Raw genomic sequence first — 17,446 nt, forward strand, 5'->3', positions numbered from 1 at the left:
TTCTTTCCCTTCAGAACGATGTGGTGGTGAGCCAGGAGCGCCAGGCCGATTCGGCCGCGTCCCGGTCGGTCTCGGTGAAGCCGGGGGTGAGCACGCTGTGGCAGGCGATCAGCGGGCCGCGGAACCCCTTGAGGAACCGGTAGAGCCCGTCGGCGGTACGCACGCCGACGGTCTGGGAGTTGACGAAGTACACCTCGCCGCGCGCCGGCGGCAACCCCTCCAGCGCGAACGACACCCGGTCGCCGACCATCGGCGGGCCGGCCAGGCCGAGCGCGGACGCGAGCGCGCGCCAGGTCGCCGGCCAGTCGGTCACCGGTGGGCCGAACACGGTCAGCGGCCGCCCGGTCCGGCCGGCGAAGTGCGTCAGGTACGTGGCCAGCGTGGCGAAGAACATCGCGTTGCCGGCACGCATCGCGTCGTACTCGTCGGACCAGTCGTCCCCGGGGAGGAAGCCGCTGGTCGCCATGCGGAGCACCGTGGACGAGCGGTCCCGGCCCTCGATGAGGAACTCGTAGGCGACGAACCGACCGTCCGGGGCCTCGTCGGTGCCGTAGGCCAGGCGCCACATCGGCTCCCAGCCGGCGATCCGGTACTCGGGCTGGAAGTCGCCGAACGACTGGCGCACGGCGCCGTGCGCGGCGTCGACCTCGTTGCGGCCCATGAACCAGGAGTCGATGCCCGGGCCGGTGGCGATGGCCCGCCAGATCTCCTCCGGGGACGCGTCCAGCTCGACCTGGTCGGTGCTCTCGAACTCGCGTCCCACGTCAGCGCTCCACTTTCGGGTGGACGGCGACGAGGAGGCGGTGTGCGCGACCGTTGTCGTCGTGGTACTTGCCGACGAGCGCGGTGACCGCCTGACCCAGCTCCTCGGCGAACGCGGCCCGCCGCGCCGGGGAGGCGAACCGGATCTCGCCATCGATCGCGAAGGTGGCGACGCGCTTGTCGGCCTTGCCGGCGCCGGTGAGCAGGGTGCCGACGTCGCGGACCAGGCGGGAGCCGAGCGCGAGCAGCCAGCGGGCGGAGAGCCGGTCGGGGGCGCGGTCCGGGTCGGGCTGGACGGCGGCGAGGGCGACCGGGGAGATGACGTACGAGGACGCGATGGCCCGGAGGAGCCGTTCGGTGACGTTGCCCTTGCGCCGTTCCTCGACCAGCTCGACCAGGCCGTGCTGTTCGAGGGTGCGGAGGTGGTAGTTCACCTTCTGCCGGGGGATCCCGACCCGGTTGGCGAGCGTGCTCGCCGAGCTCGGCTCGGCCAGTTCGGCCAACAGCCTGGCCCGGGTCGGGTCCAGGGAGACCGCGGCCGCGGCCGGGTCCTCGATCACTGCCACGTCGATCATGGCAGTAGCTTCGCGCCGAAAAGAAGATTTGTCAAGACAAAAGTTTTATTCGGTGGTGAGGTGGTGGCGCACGCGGGCCGCCTCCCGGGTGAGGTGGTCTCGCTCCGGCACGCTGGTGGCGGCGCGGGCGGCCTCGGCGTACAGGTCGGCGGCGCGCTCGAGGTCCCCGGCGCGCTCGTGCAGGTACGCCGTCACCGCCGCGTACCGGGGCAGGTCGGCCGGCACGTCGGCCAGCGCGGCCAGGCCGGCTCCCGGCCCGTCGGCCTCCCCGACGGCCACCGCGCGGTTGAGCCGCACCACCGGGCTGTCGGTGCGGAGCAGCAGCTCGTCGTACCACTCGACGATCTGCACCCAGTCCGTCTCGGCGGTGCTCGGCGCGTCCGCGTGCAGGGCGGCGATCGCGGCCTGCGCCTGGTACTCGCCGAGCCGGTCGCGGGCCAGCGCGGCCTGCAGGATCGTCACCCCCTCGGCGATCAGGCGGGTGTCCCAGCGCGACCGGTCCTGCGCGGCGAGCGGCACCAGGCGACCGTCCTCGCCGGTGCGCGACGCGCGGCGGGCGTGGTGCAGCAGCATCAGCGCGAGCAGCCCGGAGACCTCCGGCTCGCCGGTCAACGCGACGAGCTGGCGGGTGAGCCGGATCGCCTCGCCGGCCAGGTCGACGTCGCCGCCGTACCCCTCGTTGAACACGAGGTACAGCACCCGCAGCACCGTGCCGAGATCGCCGGGCCGGTCCAGGGGCAGCCCGGCGATCCGCCGCTTGGCCCGGCTGATCCGCTGCGCCATGGTCGCCTCGGGGACGAGGTACGCCGCCGCGATCTGCCGGGTGGTCAGGCCGCCGACCGCGCGCAGCGTCAGGGCGACGGCCGAGCCGACCGGCAGGGTGGGGTGCGCGCACAGGAAGTAGAGCCGCAGCGTGTCGTCCTCGCCGGGCGCCGGACCGGCCGGCGGCTCCAGCTCGACGGTGAGCTCGCGCCCCCGCCGGGACGTCTCGGCCCGGGTGGCGTCGAGGAACTTGCGCCACCCCACCGCGACCAGCCACGCCTTCGGCTCGCGCGGCGGATCGTCCGGCCAGGTTTCCAGCGCCCGGATCAGGGCCTCCTGCACGGCGTCCTCGGCCGACGCGAAGTCCGCTCCGCGCCGGACGAGGACACCGATCACCGCGGGCACGAGCTCGCGCAGCAGCGCCTCGTTCACTCGTTCACCGTGGGCGACCCGGTGAAGAACGGGCGCACCTCGAGCCACTCGTGGATCGGTTCGCCGCCCGCGCCGGGAGCGGCGGACAGCTCCCCGGCCAGCTCGACCGCGCGCTCCCAGGACTCCACGTCGATGATGTACCAGCCGGCGATGAGGTCCTTGGTCTCGGCGAACGGGCCGTCGGTCACCGGCGGGCGTCCCGGGCCGTCGTACCGGACGAACGCGCCGTCCGGCAACAGCGCCTGGGTGTCGACGAACTCACCCGTCTCCTCCAGGCGGGCGGCGAAGTCGTGCATGTACCGCATGTGCGCGTCGACCTCCGCCGGCGTCCACCGGTCCATCGGCACGTCGTTGGCGGCGGTTGGGGCGCCTCGGTAGTGCTTGAGCAGCAGGTACTTCACGGTGGTTCTCCTTCGTCGTGCGGCCCGGCTCGGCCGCTGTGCCCCTGGGACGGAGCCGGCGTCACGTTCTCGACATCGCCGGTGTACTGATTTCAGTACCATCCGCACCGGAAGGGAGCGATGCCATGGCCGTCGCCGACGATCTCGACCGCGCAACCGACTCGACCTGGGACTGGGTCGCCGAGCACGCCCGCAGGTATCTGGCGTCGGGCGGCACCGACGGACACGAGTCGAACGGCGTGTACAACCTCGTGCTGGCCACCACCGGACGCCGAACCGGCGAGCCGCGGCGCACCTGCCTGATCTACGGCACCTCCGGCGACGACTTCGTGGTGGTGGCGTCCAAGGGCGGCGCCGACGAGGACCCGGCGTGGTTCAAGAACCTCCAGGCGGAGCCCAGCGTCGGGGTGCAGGTCGGCACCCGGCGGTTCACCGCCCGCGCCCGGGTCGCGTCCCCGGCCGAACGCGAGACCCTCTGGCCGAGGATGGTGGACATCTTCCCGCTGTACGACGAGTACGCGCGGAAGACCGAGCGGGTGATCCCGGTCGTCCTGCTGACCCCACAGGACTGACCCGTGCCCGTGAGCGAGAGCGGCGGGTAGCGGAGGAGCGAAGCGAACCATGAAGCACAGCGCGGGGATCCTGCTGTTCCGGTGCGCCGAGGCGGGGGTCGAGGTGTTGTTGGGGCACATGGGTGGGCCGTTCTGGGCGCGCAAGGACGCCGGCGCGTGGTCGATGCCCAAGGGCGAGTACGAGCCGGACGAGGAACCCGTGGCGGCGGCGCGCCGGGAGTTCACCGAGGAGCTGGGGTTGCCGGTGCCGGCCGGGGACCTGGTCGAGCTGGGCACGGTCCGCCAGTCCGGCGGCAAGACGGTGACCGCGTGGGCGTTGGCCGGGGACCTGGACCCGGCGGCCGTGGTGCCCGGGACGTTCGAGCTGGAGTGGCCGCCGCGCTCGGGCCGGGTGCGCGAGTTCCCCGAGGTGGACCGGGTGGCGTGGTTCCCGTTGTCCGAGGCGGCGGAGAAGATCGTCGGCGGGCAGCGGGCGTTCCTCGACCGCCTGGCCGGGCTGGCCTGAGCCCGCGGGAGATGCCGGCTCCGGCACCTCCCGCGTCGGTGGGTCAGGCGAAGAAGTCGGCCAGGGCCTCGGCCAGGACCACCGGGTCCACGTCGTGGGTCTGGCCGGGCAGGACCCGGTGCTCACCGGCGACCGCACGGGACGCCTCGCGCATCCAGGCCGGGCTCGCGCCGCCGGCGAGGGTCAGCGTCGGCACCCGCGGGCTGACCGGGACCGGGCCGCCGGTGATGACCGCGTCGTCGTACGGGAGCGTGTGGGCGATCGCCAGCAGGTCGGGGATCCGGGCGGCACCCGCCGCGGGCTCGGCTGGCAGGCCGACCACCTCGACCATGAACAGGCGCAGTGCCTCGTCGCGGCGTCCCTCGGCCAGGGCGGCGGCCAGGCGTTCCGGGTAGCGCTCGGGTGCCGGCGGCGCCAGCGCGGGCAGCGGCGGCTCGTACCCGGCCAGCCTGGCGATCGGCACGCCGGCGGCCTCCGCGCGCAGGGCCAGGATCGCGCCGGACGACATGCCGTACACCCGCGCCGGACCACCCGCGACGGCCACGATCGCGGCGAGGTCCTCGATCTCCCGGTCCACGGCGTACGGGCCGGTGTCCCCGCTGTCGCCCCGGCCGCGGCGGTCGTAGAGGTACACCGTGAACCGGTCGGCCAGGGCATGTGCCAGCCGTGCCGAGGTGTGGCGCGTGTTGAGCGCGCCGCCGACGCACACGACCGCGGGGCCGTCGCCGACCCGGTCGTAGGCGAGCGGGGTGCCGTCGGCGGAGGTCGTCTTGTCCATGTCGAGTTCCTTTCCGTTGGTGGACACCCCACCGACGAACGGGCACCGCGCGGATCGACAGGTCAGCCGTACAGCTGACGGACCTCGATCGTGCCGAACTCCGCCCACGGGTGGCTCGCGGCGATCCGCAGGGCCTCGTCGCGGTCGGCGCAGTCGATCAGGGTGACGCCGCCCATCTGCTCCTTGGTCTCGGCGAACGGGCCGTCGGTCAGCAGCACCTCGCCGGCCCGCACCCGCACCGTGCCCGCCGACGCGGGCGGGTGCAGCCCGAGCGCGTCGAGCAGGACCCCGCGCCCCCGCATCTCGCGCTGCCACTCGGCGCAGCCGGTCATCACCTCGGCGCTCGCCTCGGCGGTCTCGTCGCCGCACAGCATCAGCATGAACCTCATCGAACCTCCGTCCTCGATTCCGCACCGATGAGTTCCGCCCCCACCGGCCGTCACACAGTGCGACAGGATGCCCGAAGGAGGGAACGAACCCATGGACGCACTGACCGAGGCGGAGTTCGCCGAGCTGACCGACCGGCACCGCCGCGAGCTGCGAGTGCACTGCTACCGCATGCTCGGCAACTTCGAGGACGCCGAGGACCTGGTGCAGGAGACGTTCCTGCGTGCGTGGCGCCGCCGCGAGACCTACGCCGGCCGCGCGTCCTTCCGCGCCTGGCTGTACCGCATCGCCACCAACGCCAGCCTCGACCTGCTGGAACGCCGCCCCCGCCCCACCCTGCCGGTGCCGACCGACACCCCGCCGCCCGCGGTCGCCGTGCCCTGGCTGACCCCGTACCCGGACGCCCTGCTCCCCGACGAGGCCGCCGTCTCCCGCGAGACCGTCGAGCTCGCCTTCCTCGCCGCCGTGCAGTACCTGCCGCCCCGCCAGCGCGCGGTGCTCGTCCTGCGCGACGTGCTCGGCTGGTCGGCCAAGGAGACCGCCGCCCAACTGGACACCACCGTCGCCGGCGCCAACAGCGCGCTGCAACGCGCCCGCGAGACCCTGCGCGCCCACCTGCCCGCGCGCCGCCTCGACTGGTCAGGCGCCAAGCCGACCGAGGAGGAGCTGGCGGTGGTCCACCGGTACATGGACGCCCTCGAACGCGGCGCCGACGCCGAACTGGGCACCCTGCTCCGCGAGGACGCCCGCTGCGCCCAGGCCCCGTGGACCGGCGGCAACATGTCCGACGACCCCGCCTGGTACTCCGGCCGGGACACGCTGATCGAGGCCTGGCAGCCGATCTTCCACGGCCCGGACCGGGCGGAGTTCCGGTGCGTGCCGACCGTCGCGAACGGCGACCCGGCCATCGCCACCTACATCCGCCCGCCTGGCTCCGGGCCGTACCGGGCGTTCGGCCTGGACGTGCTGCGGATCGTCGACGGGCAGGTCGCCGAGATCACCTGCTTCGGCGTCGCGACCTACCGGTACTTCGACCTGCCCGCGGAGATCACGGCGGAGATCACGGGGTAGGCCGGCTCGCGCACCGAACCGTCCGGGACGTGCGCCAGCTCGGGCACGTACCGGCGCACGTACTCGCCGTCCGGGTCGTGGCGTTCCGCCTGGCGCAGCGGGTTCAGCACCCGCACGTCGCCGGACACGTGCACCCGTGCGGCCCCGACCTCCTCCGCGACCCGCGCGTACTCGTGGCCGGCTTGCGTCACGTTCCCCCGAGGCGCGGTTGCGAAGCGCTCGGCCTGACCTCCTGGTGCTCGGCGGTGCCGGTGATGTTGCGGGCCATGCCGCCGAAGACGATGTCGTGGAAGGGCGCGACCGACTTCCAGTACAGGTGCCCGGCCAGTCCGTGCGGCTCGAAGACCGCCCGCTGCCGGTAGATCGCGCCGCCGTCGTCGCCCGGGGCCGCGTACAGCTCCAGCCACGCCCGGCCCGGCACCCGCATCTCCGCGCGCAGCCGCAGCCGCCGGGGCCGGTCCAGCAGCTCGACCCGCCACCAGTCCAGCGCCTCGCCCTCGTGCAGCCGTCGGGGGTCGCGGCGGCCTCGGCGCAGGCCGGCGCCGCCGGCGAGCCGGTCGATCCAGCCGCGTACCGACCACGCCAGCGGGAACGAGTACCAGCCGTGCTCGCCGCCGATGGCCTCGATGACCCGCCACAGCGCGTCCGGGTCGGCGGTGGTGCGCAGCTCGCGGACGTCGACGTAGACGCTGCCACCCGACCAGTCCGGGTCGGTGGGCAGCGGGTCGGACGGCGCGCTGGCGTCGGACCAGCGGGTCGGCACGTCGGCGTTCCGGATCCGGGTGAGCGCCAGCTCGATGGCCCGCTCGACGTGGGTCGCCGGCGGGTCGGGGACGTACTCGGCGATGTCGTGCTCGCGGCACACCACCTCGTGCACGAGCGACTCGATCAGCGGCACCGCGATCCCGCGCGGTACCGGCGTGACCAGGTTGACCCACTGCGCGGACAGCCACGGCGAGAGCACCGGGATCGGCAGCACGAACCGGCGCGGCAGCCCGGCGACGATCGCGTAGGTGCGCATCATCTCCAGGTAGGTGAGCACGTCCGGGCCACCGATGTCGAACGCGCGGCTGACGCCGGCCGGCAGCTCGGCGGCGCGGGTGAGGTAGTGCACGACGTCCCGGATCGCGATCGGCTGGATCCGGTTGTGCACCCAGCGCGGGGTGACCATCGCCGGGAGCCGTTCGGTGAGGTGGCGCAGCATCTCGAAGCTCGCCGACCCGGAGCCGATGACGATCGCCGCGTTGAGCACGGCGGTCGGCACGCCGGAGCCGATCAGGATCTCGCCGACCTCCTTGCGGGAGGCCAGGTGCGCGGACAGCTGTCCGTCCGGCGCGATCCCGCCGAGGTAGACGATCCGCTGGAGCGCGGACGAGGCGGCGGCGTCGGCGACGGTGCGCGCGGCGACCCGGTCCAGGTCGACGAAGTCGCGCTGGTGCAGGGAGTGCACGAGGTAGTAGGCGACGTCCTGCCCGTCGAGCGCGGCGGCCACCGAGGTGGCGTCGATGACGTCGCCCCGGACGACCTCGACCCGCTCGCGCCACGGCGCGTGCTCGAGCTTGCCCGGCGTGCGGGCGACGGCCCGGACCTGGTGGCCGGCGTCGAGCAACGCGGGCACCAGCCGGCCGCCGACGTACCCGGTCGCCCCGAACACCACACAGCGCATGCCGACGATCCTCGCCCAGATCGCCCCGGCGCGCAGTTCAGGTGGCGATCGGCGCGATCGTGGCGTTCGCCAGCCGGGTCAGGTCGGCCGGGGCCAGCTCGATCTCCAGGCCGCGGCGACCAGCGCTGCAGTAGATCGTGTCGTGGTCGGTCGCCGAGGTGTCGAGGACGACCGGGAGGCGTTTGCGGTGTCCGAGCGGGGCGATGCCGCCGGCGACGTACCCGGTCGCACGCTCGGCGGCGGCGACCTCGGCCATCCGCGCCTTCTTCCCGCCGACCGCGGCGGCCAGCGCCTTGAGGTCCAGCTGGCCCGACACCGGCACCACGCCGATCGTCAACGCCCCGTCGACCTCGGCGACGAGCGTCTTGAACACCCGCTCGGCCGGTAGCCCGAGCACCTCGCTCGCCTCGGTCCCGTACGACGCCGCCCTCGGGTCGTGCGCGTACTCGTGCACCCGGTGCGCCACCCGCTGCTTCACCAGCAACGCGGTCGCCTGCGTTCCCTTCCCTGCCACGCCGGCGACCCTAGCGGGAGGGCAGCGCGGGCTCGGTCGGGTACACCGTCGGGTCGCCCTGCCGGATCCAGACCGTGGGGTCGTCGATCGGGCGGAAGGAGCGGTCGCCGCCGGGTTCGCGGGTGGCCGGGACGGTGTCGCCGCCCGGCAGGTGCATGATGAAGTTGACCGGCTTCGTGTCGTCGGCGAGCGGGATCTCGTACACCGCCCAGCCGTCCTCCACGCGTGCCGGCGGCCACGGGCGGTCCCAGGCCACCTGTTCGAGCACCGACGGGTCGACCGCGTCGCCCCACAGGTGCAGGCCCCACTCGCCGTAGTCGCCGGCCGGGCGGTGGTACCGCAGGGTGGCGACCTCCAGCGGGGGACCGGCGTAGCGGACGGTCCGGGTCGCGGACACCACGCCGCCGGACAGCCACGCCCGGTACGCCACCGGCGTGTCCGGCTCGAGGCCCAGCGGCGTCAGGTCGTCGAACACCGTGTACGCGGGTGACGTGGAGTCGCCGCCGATCGCGGTCCACGGGCCGCCGTCGACGCTGCGCTCGAACCGCACCACGTGCGACGCCCGCTCCGGGTCGGCCACCGCGCGCACCTCGACCGCGCCGCGCACGCCGCCGCCCTCCGCCGGGGCCTCGATGGTCACCGACGGCGCGGGCACCCGGCCCCGCACGGTGCCGCTCGCGCGGGTGTGGCCCGCGTTGTCCAGCACCACCGCGCGGTACTCCACCGGCGTCGCCGGGTCCAGCGAGGACACGTCGTGGAACACCCGGTACGGCGCGTTGTCGTCGGTTCCGACCGGGTGCCAGCGGCCGCCGGCGACCCGCGCCTCGAACGTCACCTCGTACAGCGACGAACCCCGCACGTCGGCCACCACCTGCATCCGTCCGCGCGCGTCGGCGGCCGGCTGCGGGCTGTACAGCGAGATCATCGGCGCCCGGTTCGAGCGCGGGACCTTCCCGTCCAGCGCGTAGACCACGGTGGACAGCGCCGGCACGGTCAGGTTCAGCTCGCCGTCCCGGTCGGTGCGCAGCCGCTGGCTGCCGATCCCGTACACCAGGCGGTAGTTCTTCCGCTTCGTGTACGTCGGGATCGCGACCTCCTTCGGGCCCTCGCTGTTGTTCAGGGCCACCACGTACTCGCGCCGCTGCTCGCGGTCGATCCGGGAGAACGCGTACACGCCGGCCTCGGGGGAGGAGAGGCGGTGCTGCTGGGTGCCGTTCCGCAGCGCCGGATGCTCGCGGGTCACCGACGCGAGGTCGCTGATCGCCCGGTACAGCTGGTGGCCGGTGTCGTAGTTGTCCTCCGCGTGCGTCGAGGACGTGCCGAGCAGGTCGTCGTCGAGGTACTCCGGCACCTGGGAGGCGAACAGCGTCTGCCGCGCGTCCTGGTCGCCGCCGGGGCCGGTGAAGCCCTGCTCGTCGCCGTAGTAGATCACCGGGTTGCCCCGGGAGAAGTACATCAGCTCGTGCCCGAGCCGGTCCCGCAGCACCCACTCGTGGTCACCCTGGCCGGGGTTGTCGGCGACCACGAACCCGCCGAAGCGCCCCATGTCGTGGTTCCCGAGGAAGGTCGGCAACTGGTAGGCGTTCGAGTCGGCGTCGGTGTACCAGTCGTCGTCGGCGAAGAACCGGGCGAGCGCGTCGGTCGGCCCGCTCCCGGACGCGAACTCGCGGGCCGCGGCCTGGAACGGGAAGTCCAGCACCGCCTGCATCCGCCCGGTGGTGGTGAAGTGCGAGGTGTAGTCCTTGGTGGTGTCGAACACCTCGCCGAACATGAAGAACTCGCGCTTGCCGTGCTCGCGGGCGAACTTCAGCACCCGGGGCCCGAACGACCGCCAGAACGCGTCGTCGACGTGCTTCATCGTGTCGATCCGGAAGCCGTCGATGCCGAAGTCGGCGATCCAGCGCTCGTAGATGTCGGCCATCCCGTCGACCACGCGGGGGTGCTCGGTGAACAGGTCGTCCAGGCCGAAGAAGTCGCCGTACTGGGAGTCCTCGCCGACGAACGTCGTGTCGCCCCGGTTGTGGTAGAGCGTCACGTCGTTGAGCCAGCCCGGGACCTTGAGGTCGGTCTCGGCCGGGTCGAGCACCGGCGTGTACGGGAACGAGGTGGCCGGATCCATCGCCGGGAAGTCCGCCGACCCCGCGAAGTCCCGGTCGTCGAACACCTCGCCGGAGGCCGTCCGGTACGGCGCGGCGTCCTTGGACACGTACTCCTTGCGCGCGCCCTCCGCGTACCCGATGACGTCCGCGGTGTGGTTGGTGATGATGTCGAAGTAGACCTTCATGCCGCGGTCGTGCGCGTCGTCCACCAGCGCGGCCAGCTCCTCGTTGGTCCCGAGGTGCGGGTCGATCCGGGTGAAGTCGGTGATCCAGTACCCGTGGTAGCCGGCCGACGGGCCGTCCTCCAGCTGCACCGGCTTGTTCTTGAAGCTCGGGGTGAGCCAGATCGACGTGGTACCGAGGCCCTGGATGTAGTCCAGCCGGTCGCGCAGCCCAGCCAGGTCGCCGCCGTTGTAGAAGCCCTTCTTCGTCGGGTCGAACCCGGACACCAGCGGATCGTCGGGCAGCCCGCCCCGGTCGTTGCCCGAGTCCCCGTTGGCGAACCGGTCCGCCATGACGAAGTAGAAGTTCTCGTCGGTCACCGGCCCGCGCAGCGAGTGCAACGCCTCCGGCCCCCGCGCGGCGGCGGCCGGCGAAGCGGTGGCCGTCAGCCCGGCGGCGAGAAGCGGAACCAACAGCGCCACGGCGGCGCGACGGACGGACATGCGACCTCCACAGGTGCGGCTGGCCGGAGACGTTAGCCGCAGCCGAACCCCCACGGCGACGGCCAACCCGCCCAATTCGGCTGCGTCCGGGCGGCTCGGCGGGCGATCATGTGACGGTGCACGCCCAGCTCACCGTCACACCGGCACGTCTGCCCGACGTGCTGCTCAATGTCGCCGTGGTGCGGCCGGTGTTCCTGTGGGGCGCGCCGGGGATCGGGAAGTCCTCGATGGTCCGCCAGTTCGCCGCGTCGTTGGGGCTGGAGTGCGTGTCGCTGCTCGGCACCCAGCTCGCGCCGGAGGATCTGATCGGCGTGCCGACGATCGTCGACGGCCGCAGCCGGTTCTGCCCGCCGGAGCAGATCGCGCGGAACTCCCCGTACGTCTTGTTCCTGGACGAGCTGAACGCGGCGTCGCCGGACGTGCAGAAGGCGTTCTACTCGCTGATCCTCGACCGGCGCATCGGCTCCTACGAGCTGCCGGCGGGCTCGGTGGTGATCGGCGCCGGCAACCGGGCCACCGACCAGGCGCTCGCCCGGCCGATGGCGTCCGCGCTGGTCAATCGGCTGGTGCACGTCCACCTGCGCGCGTCGCCGGACGACTGGCTCACCTGGGCGGCGAACAACGGCATCCACCCGTGGGTCGTGGCGTACCTCACCCAGCGCCCGGACCACCTGTGGAGCGCGCCGCCGAAGACCGAGGAGCCGTTCTCCACGCCCCGGTCCTGGCACATGCTCTCCGACGTCCTGCACTCCTATGGCGATCCGGTCGACGACGAGACCGTCGCGCTGCTCGCCTACGCGACCCTGACCCCGAAGCACGCCGGGGCGTTCCGCGCCTACCTGAAGGTCGCCCGGCACGCCTACGACCTGGACGCGATCGTCAAGGGCGACGCGCGCTGGCCGGCCGAACCGGGCGACCGCGACCTGCTCTACTTCCTGGCCGAGACGTTCCGGGCCCGGCTGGCCAAGGAGCTGCCCGCCGACCGGCGGCACGCCTCGGCCGGCGTGCGGCAGTTCGCGTTCCGCGCCAAGGCGATGCTGGTGGAGCTCGCGGAGATCTCGCTCGAGGTCGCGCAGCTGGTCATCGCCGAGGGGGAGGACGGCGGCACGCTGCCGTCCTGGTTTCTGGTCGAGGCGGCCCGCGACCTGCCGCGGCTGGTGGCCGCCCGGACATGAGCCGCCAGGCCGACGCGAAGCGCCGGGAGCGCCGGAAGGCGGCCGTCCTCGCCGGCTGGGGCGCGGTCCGCGACAGCGTGGTGCTCGGCCGCCTCGCCGACATCGTGCGGATCGACACGCGGACCGGCCTCACCGGCGTGGACAGCTGGGGTGTGGTCGACGGCCAGGGCACGATCACGGTGAACGCCGAGCGGGACGCCGAGCCGGCCGAGTGGGCCTGGGTGTTCGCGCACCTGCTGCTGCACCTCGGGCTCGGCCACACCGACACGGACCGCGTCGCCGAGGCAGGCGCGGTCACCGACACCGGCATCGACCCGGTGTACGTGACCGCCTGCTGTGTCGCGGTCACCCGGTTCGCGGAGATCGTGCGGGTGGGCCGGGCACCGGACCTGCTGCCGGAGCCGCCCGGCGGCGACGAGCTCTCCCTCACCCGCCGCTGGCGCGAGGCCGGCGTGCCCGCGGAGTTCCTGGCGTACGGCACCGGCGGCGACCAGCCCTGCCTGGTGCCCACCCCGACCCCGGCGTACCGGCCGCGCTACCACCAGCCGCGGCGCACGGCGTGGGACGAGTTCTTCGCAGCCGGCCTGACCGACGCGGCGACCGAGGCGATGTCGCGGGCCGCGGAGTCGCGCGGGCAGGCCGGGATCGGCCGGGCGCGGCGTGAGTGGGACCGTGCGCTGTCCTGGTTCGTCTCGTCGTTCCCGCTGCTCGGCGCGGTCGCCGGCGGGTTCACGTTGGTGCCGGACGCCGAGGTGGCGCGGGCCTGGGACATCTCGGTCGCGGCGGTCAGCCCCGAGCACGGCGAGATCTACGTCAACCCGCTCGCCACGCTCTCCGCCGAGGAGTGGCGGTTCGTGCTGGCGCACGAGATGCTGCACGCCGCGCTGCGCCACGACCGCCGGGTCGACGGGCGCGACCCCTACCTGTGGAACGTCGCCTGCGACTACGTGATCAACGGGTGGCTGGTGGCCATGGGCGTCGGGCACGCCCCCGACGGCCTGCTGCACGACCAGCGGCTCACCGACCTGTCCGCGGAGTCGGTGTACGACACGTTGACCACCGACCTGCGCCGCTCCCGCAAGCTCGCCACCCTCGGCCGCGCCACCGGCGACGTGCTCGGCGACTGGCTGTCCGAACCGGAGGCCGAGCGGCGGCGCGCGTCGCGGCGCGAGCGGCGGCCGACGCCGTGGGCCGCGGACCGGGCGCGGCGGGTCGACCTCGACGAGTTCTACCGCCGCGCGCTGACCCAGGGCCTGGAGTACCAGCACGCGAGCGACCGGGGCACCGTCCCCGCCGGGCTCGAGGAGGAGATCCGGGCACTGGACCACCCGCCGCTGCCGTGGGACGCCCAGCTCGCCCGCTGGTTCGACGAGCACGTGCGGTCCGCGGAGCCCCGGCGGACGTACGCGCGGGCGTCCCGGCGGCAGGCCGCGAGCCCGGGCATCCCGCGCCCGGGCCGGGTGCGGCCGGAGGAGCTGACGTCGCGGCCGACATTCGGGGTCGTGCTGGACACGTCCGGGTCGATGGACACCGAGCTGCTCGGCAAGGCGCTCGGCGCGATCGCCTCGTACGCCACGGCCAGGGACGTGCCGGCCGCCCGCGTGGTGTTCTGCGACGCGGTCGCCTACGACGCCGGCTACCTGCCGGTGGAGCTGATCGCGGGCCGGGTGCGGGTCCGCGGCCGGGGCGGGACCGTGCTGCAGCCGGGCGTCACGCTGCTGGAACGGGCGCCCGACTTCCCTGCGGACGGGCCCATCCTGGTGATCACCGACGGCGCCTGCGACGTGGTCCGGGTCCGCCGCGAGCACGCGTTCCTGGTCCCGGCGGGCGCCCGGCTGCCGTTCACGCCGAGGGGCCCGCTGTTCCGGGTGCGCTGACTTCGCGGCTGGGTTCGCACCGGGAAGAAATGCCGGCGGTGGCGGGTTGCCCCTGGATGTGATCGATGTTCCGCTGTCCGTCCTGGATCTTGCCCCGTTGGCCAAGGGGGCCACCGCGACCGAGGCGCTGGCCGCGACCACCGCGCTCGCCCGGCGGGTGGAGGAGCTCGGGTACCGCCGGATCTGGGTGGCCGAGCACCACAACATGCCCTCCATCGCCAGTTCGTCGCCCGCCGTGCTGATCGCGCACCTCGCGGCCGCGACCTCGACGATCCGGGTCGGGTCGGGCGGGGTGATGCTGCCCAACCACGCGCCGCTGGTCGTCGCCGAGCAGTTCGGGACGCTGGAGGCGCTGCACCCGGGCCGGATCGACCTGGGGATCGGCCGCGCGCCGGGTACCGACCAGCGGACCGCGCTGGCCCTGCGGCGGACCATGGCCGGGCTGTCCGCGGAGGGGTTCCCGCAGGAGCTCGGCGACCTGATCGGCTACTTCGAGGGCAGCGGCGACCGGATCGTCGCGGTGCCCGGCAAGGGGAACGAGCCGGCTGTCTGGCTGCTTGGCTCGTCCGGGTTCAGTGCGCAGCTCGCTGGGGTGCTGGGGCTGCCGTTCTCGTTCGCGCACCACTTCAGCTCGGCGAACACGATCCCGGCGCTGGAGCTGTACCGGTCGAACTTCCGCCCCTCGCGCTGGCTTTCGCGGCCGTACGCGAAGGTCGCGGTCAACGCGATCTGCGCGGACACCGACGAGCGGGCCAGGTTCCTGTCCGGGCCGGCGTCGCTGGCGTTCCTCAAGCTGCGGACCGGCAAGCCCGAGGCCCTGGTCACGCCGGAGGAGGCCGCCGCGTACCCGTACACCGACCAGGAGCGCGCGTTCGCCGAGGACCGGTTCGCCGACCAGGCGGTCGGCTCGCCGGAGACCGTGCGGCGGCAGCTGACCGGCCTGCTCGACCGCACCGGCGCCGACGAGCTGATGCTGACCACGATGGTCTACGACCAGGAGGAGCGGATCCGGTCCTTCGAACTGATCAGTGAGAAGGTCGTCCGCTAGACACGCGTCCCGTGCCGCCGGTGATCCCCCTCTTTCACGATCACCGGCGGCAGGTGTGGACGCGGCGGCACGAGCCGCTCGCGAGGGGCAGGTTGACGGTGACACCGGCAACGCGGGCAAGGATGGTTACCCGCGGCTCGGATTTGTCGGCGTCACCGTCGCCCCGGCTCCCCGACCCGCGACTCGTCCGCCGCGGCCAGGTCGATTCGTACACCGGTGCCCTCGGCGCACTGCAAGGTGCGTAGCCGCCAAACCCGGGGGTATGCGACCTCCGACCAGGGCTTCCGGATGCGTGTTCACTCGTTCGGAGTAACGTACTTCACCGTGGCCGGATGACCACGCAGCGAAGTCGATCAGGGGGTGACGGCGTGAACGACGAGAGCCTGCCGTACCGGCACGGCATCCACGAGGCCATGGGCGCGCTCTCCGGCCAGTGGGTGACCGCCGTGCTGGCGTCGCTGACCGCGCGGCCGATGACCTACTCGAAGCTGCTGGAGCACATCAACCGCACCGAGGAGCGCCTGGGCTGGGTCACCCACGAGCGCCCGCTGCGGCAGAAGGTGCTCACCGACACCCTGCACCGGATGCAGCGCGACGGTCTGGTCCTCAAGATCGAGCGGCCGAGCACCTTCGGCTCCACCTGGTACCAGCTCACCCCGATGGGCCGCTCCCTGCTGCGCGCCCTGCTCCCGCTCGCCAAGTGGGCCGAGGACCACCGCGGCGAGCTCAGCCGCGCCCGCGCCGCCTACGCCGCGGCCAGAACGGAAGAACCGGACTAGGCCCTACCAGGACGACCGCGGATCGAACACACCCTTGACCATCACGTCGTCGGTGGTCTGCTCGGCCGGGTGGTCCGGGTGCGGCCCCTCCGGCGTGAGCAGGTCGCGTGCCGCCTCCGCCGCGGCCTTCGCGGCCTCGGTGAACGCCGCCGCGACGCGTTGCTCATCGCCCTCCAACAGGGTGCCCTGGCGGATGGTGGTGTCCCGCACCCGCCCGAGCGCGTCCACCCAGACCGTCACCGAGCCGTCGGCGGACCGGCCGGAGAAGCCGTTGCGCAGGTAGTCGAACGGCGTGGTGCCCGCCCGCTCCGCCGCGCCGCGCAGCCGTTCGGCCGCGTCGAGGAATACCTGCTCGTCGCCTGTCATGATCGTCCTCAGGTGTTCGGGTCGGTGGTCCTGGCGTCCCAGTCGCGCGGTGCGCCCGGCCGGGTCGGCGCGTCGGCGACCGAGGGGATCTTCTCGCTGATCAGCCGCTCCAGCTCCTCGACGCTCGTGTTCACGTTGAGCAGGCGCTTCACGACCGTCGAGTACGCGTCGAGCAGCAGGCCGATCACCGTGATGACCGCGCCGACCACCGCGCCGACGAAGGTCTCCCAGGTGGCGAGCATGACGACGATGCCGGCGAGCGTCAGGATCCAGCCGACGATCTCCTCCCAGCCCATCTCCAGGTCACCGGCCAGATCGGTGAGCAGGTCCCCGATCTGTCCCGCGGGGTCGCCGATCCTGGCGATCAGGTCGAGCGCGAGGTCCATGTCCTGCTTGAACGCCTGCCAGGCCTCGCCCTCCCAGCGCTGGCCGACCTTGGTGACGACCTCGGTCAGGTCCTGGGTGATCGCGTTCGCCATCGACCCGGGCAGCCCGTCCCCGCCGCCGGTGCCCCACGCGGCCGCGGCCGTGCGCACCGCGTCCGGGTCGAACAGCGCGATCTTCCGCAGGGTGTCGCCGAGTTGGGGGACGGGCACGCCGTGTTCGGCGATCAGCCCGTCGATCCGGTTGATGGTCGGCCAGAACTGCGGCGGCACCTTCTCCGCGAGGAGGGTCATCGGATTCCTCCCAGCCGGTGCGTCGCGGCCTCCTCCAGGCCCAGGTACAGGTCGCCGGCCTGCTTCAGCGCGTCCGCGTGGGCGTCGAGCAGGGTGCCCACCCGCACCATGCAGGCCAGCATGCTCGCGCGGGCCGACTGGTACGGCCCGTGGAGCGCGGCGGCGTACTCACCCCACTCGTGCCAGGGCAGTTCCGAGCCGCCCTCGAAGTCGGCGGTCGTCGCGTCGGCCTCGCCGACCTCGACCGCGATGTCCTTGCTCGCCTGGAGCAGGTAGTTCGCGTCGGTCGTGTAACCCATGCGCAAAGCACAGCACGACCGACGACGTGACATATC

At 73.2% G+C, this 17,446-nt stretch carries 20 protein-coding genes; 7 read left to right on the top strand and 13 right to left on the bottom strand.

The window, feature by feature from the left end:
• Positions 1-10 precede the first annotated feature (10 nt).
• From JT362_RS06850 to JT362_RS06865, 4 genes are read right to left on the bottom strand one after another with little or no spacing between them, the layout of a single operon-like run.
• A complete protein-coding gene (locus JT362_RS06850; protein WP_260190162.1) occupies positions 11-763 on the bottom strand; it encodes an SRPBCC family protein in 753 nt (250 codons plus the stop codon).
• Between the two features lies 1 nt (position 764).
• A complete protein-coding gene (locus JT362_RS06855; RefSeq protein ID WP_260190163.1) occupies positions 765-1,337 on the bottom strand; it encodes an ArsR/SmtB family transcription factor in 573 nt (190 codons plus the stop codon).
• A 45-nt stretch (positions 1,338-1,382) separates the two neighbouring features.
• Positions 1,383-2,531, bottom strand: coding sequence for an RNA polymerase sigma factor (locus JT362_RS06860; protein WP_260190164.1), 1,149 nt, complete (start codon positions 2,529-2,531; stop codon positions 1,383-1,385).
• Positions 2,528-2,872 (bottom strand): YciI family protein, encoded by a 345-nt coding sequence (locus JT362_RS06865; protein ID WP_260190406.1) that lies wholly within the window; start codon positions 2,870-2,872, stop codon positions 2,528-2,530. Before JT362_RS06865 ends, JT362_RS06860 begins: the two co-directional genes overlap by 4 nt.
• 185 nt (positions 2,873-3,057) lie before the next feature.
• Between JT362_RS06865 and JT362_RS06870 the strand changes: the two genes are divergently transcribed.
• Together JT362_RS06870 and JT362_RS06875 are read left to right on the top strand one after the other, a co-directional pair.
• Positions 3,058-3,504: a nitroreductase family deazaflavin-dependent oxidoreductase gene (locus JT362_RS06870; RefSeq protein WP_260190165.1), complete on the top strand. Its 447-nt coding sequence runs from the start codon at positions 3,058-3,060 to the stop codon at positions 3,502-3,504.
• A 49-nt stretch (positions 3,505-3,553) separates the two neighbouring features.
• A complete protein-coding gene (locus tag JT362_RS06875) occupies positions 3,554-4,009 on the top strand; it encodes an NUDIX hydrolase (protein ID WP_260190166.1) in 456 nt (151 codons plus the stop codon).
• A 43-nt stretch (positions 4,010-4,052) separates the two neighbouring features.
• Here JT362_RS06875 and JT362_RS06880 read toward each other — a convergent pair whose 3' ends face one another.
• Together JT362_RS06880 and JT362_RS06885 are read right to left on the bottom strand one after the other, a co-directional pair.
• Entirely contained in the window at positions 4,053-4,787 is a 735-nt protein-coding gene (locus tag JT362_RS06880) for an alpha/beta fold hydrolase (RefSeq protein ID WP_260190167.1), read from the bottom strand.
• Between the two features lie 62 nt (positions 4,788-4,849).
• Positions 4,850-5,176 carry a YciI family protein gene (locus JT362_RS06885; protein WP_260190168.1) on the bottom strand — a complete coding sequence of 109 codons (327 nt, stop codon included), beginning with the start codon at positions 5,174-5,176 and terminating at the stop codon, positions 4,850-4,852.
• A gap of 91 nt (positions 5,177-5,267) precedes the next feature.
• Here JT362_RS06885 and JT362_RS06890 point away from each other — a divergent pair, with 91 nt between their 5' ends.
• Positions 5,268-6,245, top strand: a complete 978-nt coding sequence (locus JT362_RS06890; protein ID WP_260190169.1) for an RNA polymerase subunit sigma-70 — start codon at positions 5,268-5,270, stop codon at positions 6,243-6,245.
• On the opposite strand, the gene JT362_RS35555 is transcribed toward JT362_RS06890, so the two are convergent.
• The 4 genes from JT362_RS35555 to JT362_RS06910 are packed head-to-tail and all read right to left on the bottom strand — an operon-like array spanning position 6,194 to position 11,189.
• Positions 6,194-6,436 (bottom strand): FAD-binding domain-containing protein, encoded by a 243-nt coding sequence (locus JT362_RS35555; RefSeq protein ID WP_375546451.1) that lies wholly within the window; start codon positions 6,434-6,436, stop codon positions 6,194-6,196. The genes JT362_RS06890 and JT362_RS35555 overlap by 52 nt on opposite strands.
• Positions 6,433-7,911 carry an SDR family oxidoreductase gene (locus tag JT362_RS06900; RefSeq protein WP_260190170.1) on the bottom strand — a complete coding sequence of 493 codons (1,479 nt, stop codon included), beginning with the start codon at positions 7,909-7,911 and terminating at the stop codon, positions 6,433-6,435. Before JT362_RS06900 ends, JT362_RS35555 begins: the two co-directional genes overlap by 4 nt.
• A gap of 37 nt (positions 7,912-7,948) precedes the next feature.
• Positions 7,949-8,425 carry a Cys-tRNA(Pro) deacylase gene (gene ybaK / locus JT362_RS06905; RefSeq protein ID WP_260190171.1) on the bottom strand — a complete coding sequence of 159 codons (477 nt, stop codon included), beginning with the start codon at positions 8,423-8,425 and terminating at the stop codon, positions 7,949-7,951.
• A gap of 10 nt (positions 8,426-8,435) precedes the next feature.
• Entirely contained in the window at positions 8,436-11,189 is a 2,754-nt protein-coding gene (locus JT362_RS06910; protein WP_260190172.1) for an alpha-amylase family glycosyl hydrolase, read from the bottom strand.
• A 116-nt stretch (positions 11,190-11,305) separates the two neighbouring features.
• On the opposite strand from JT362_RS06910, the gene JT362_RS06915 reads away from it, so the two are divergent.
• The 4 genes from JT362_RS06915 to JT362_RS06930 all read left to right on the top strand — a co-directional run bounded on the left by JT362_RS06915 (position 11,306) and on the right by JT362_RS06930 (position 16,068).
• Positions 11,306-12,364: an ATP-binding protein gene (locus JT362_RS06915; RefSeq protein WP_260190173.1), complete on the top strand. Its 1,059-nt coding sequence runs from the start codon at positions 11,306-11,308 to the stop codon at positions 12,362-12,364.
• Entirely contained in the window at positions 12,361-14,241 is a 1,881-nt protein-coding gene (locus JT362_RS06920; protein ID WP_260190174.1) for a vWA domain-containing protein, read from the top strand. Before JT362_RS06915 ends, JT362_RS06920 begins: the two co-directional genes overlap by 4 nt.
• Positions 14,242-14,293: 52 nt before the next feature.
• Complete coding sequence (locus JT362_RS06925) at positions 14,294-15,289, top strand: LLM class flavin-dependent oxidoreductase (RefSeq protein ID WP_260190407.1); 996 nt, start codon at positions 14,294-14,296, stop codon at positions 15,287-15,289.
• Positions 15,290-15,657: 368 nt separating this feature from the next.
• A complete protein-coding gene (locus JT362_RS06930; protein ID WP_260190175.1) occupies positions 15,658-16,068 on the top strand; it encodes a winged helix-turn-helix transcriptional regulator in 411 nt (136 codons plus the stop codon).
• A gap of 3 nt (positions 16,069-16,071) precedes the next feature.
• Here JT362_RS06930 and JT362_RS06935 read toward each other — a convergent pair whose 3' ends face one another.
• The 3 genes from JT362_RS06935 to JT362_RS06945 are packed head-to-tail and all read right to left on the bottom strand — an operon-like array spanning position 16,072 to position 17,410.
• On the bottom strand, positions 16,072-16,434 hold the full coding sequence (locus JT362_RS06935; protein WP_260190176.1) for a YbaB/EbfC family nucleoid-associated protein: 363 nt from the start codon (positions 16,432-16,434) through the stop codon (positions 16,072-16,074).
• Positions 16,435-16,442: 8 nt separating this feature from the next.
• Positions 16,443-17,111 carry a hypothetical protein gene (locus JT362_RS06940; RefSeq protein ID WP_260190177.1) on the bottom strand — a complete coding sequence of 223 codons (669 nt, stop codon included), beginning with the start codon at positions 17,109-17,111 and terminating at the stop codon, positions 16,443-16,445.
• The gene (locus tag JT362_RS06945) at positions 17,108-17,410 is read right to left on the bottom strand and encodes a hypothetical protein (protein ID WP_260190178.1); all 303 of its coding nucleotides are present in this window, start codon (positions 17,408-17,410) and stop codon (positions 17,108-17,110) included. The genes JT362_RS06940 and JT362_RS06945 overlap by 4 nt, the downstream gene beginning before the upstream one ends.
• Between the last annotated feature and the right edge of the window lie 36 nt (positions 17,411-17,446).

Source organism: Actinophytocola gossypii (assembly GCF_025165815.1).
Lineage (GTDB): Bacteria > Actinomycetota > Actinomycetes > Mycobacteriales > Pseudonocardiaceae > Actinophytocola > Actinophytocola gossypii.

Bases quoted from the DNA above. Each gene is read 5' to 3' on its own strand.
- JT362_RS06890 (WP_260190169.1), top strand. From the start codon at position 5,268: ATGGACGCACTGACCGAGGCGGAGTTCGCCGAGCTGACCGACCGGCAC.
- JT362_RS06865 (WP_260190406.1), bottom strand. From the start codon at position 2,872: ATGGACCGGTGGACGCCGGCGGAGGTCGACGCGCACATGCGGTACATG.
- JT362_RS06855 (WP_260190163.1), bottom strand. From the start codon at position 1,337: ATGATCGACGTGGCAGTGATCGAGGACCCGGCCGCGGCCGCGGTCTCC.
- JT362_RS06870 (WP_260190165.1), top strand. From the start codon at position 3,058: ATGGCCGTCGCCGACGATCTCGACCGCGCAACCGACTCGACCTGGGAC.
- JT362_RS06945 (WP_260190178.1), bottom strand. From the start codon at position 17,410: ATGGGTTACACGACCGACGCGAACTACCTGCTCCAGGCGAGCAAGGAC.
- JT362_RS06875 (WP_260190166.1), top strand. From the start codon at position 3,554: ATGAAGCACAGCGCGGGGATCCTGCTGTTCCGGTGCGCCGAGGCGGGG.
- JT362_RS06900 (WP_260190170.1), bottom strand. From the start codon at position 7,911: ATGCGCTGTGTGGTGTTCGGGGCGACCGGGTACGTCGGCGGCCGGCTG.
- JT362_RS06910 (WP_260190172.1), bottom strand. From the start codon at position 11,189: ATGTCCGTCCGTCGCGCCGCCGTGGCGCTGTTGGTTCCGCTTCTCGCC.
- JT362_RS06920 (WP_260190174.1), top strand. From the start codon at position 12,361: ATGAGCCGCCAGGCCGACGCGAAGCGCCGGGAGCGCCGGAAGGCGGCC.
- JT362_RS06880 (WP_260190167.1), bottom strand. From the start codon at position 4,787: ATGGACAAGACGACCTCCGCCGACGGCACCCCGCTCGCCTACGACCGG.
- JT362_RS06940 (WP_260190177.1), bottom strand. From the start codon at position 17,111: ATGACCCTCCTCGCGGAGAAGGTGCCGCCGCAGTTCTGGCCGACCATC.
- JT362_RS06885 (WP_260190168.1), bottom strand. From the start codon at position 5,176: ATGAGGTTCATGCTGATGCTGTGCGGCGACGAGACCGCCGAGGCGAGC.
- JT362_RS06935 (WP_260190176.1), bottom strand. From the start codon at position 16,434: ATGACAGGCGACGAGCAGGTATTCCTCGACGCGGCCGAACGGCTGCGC.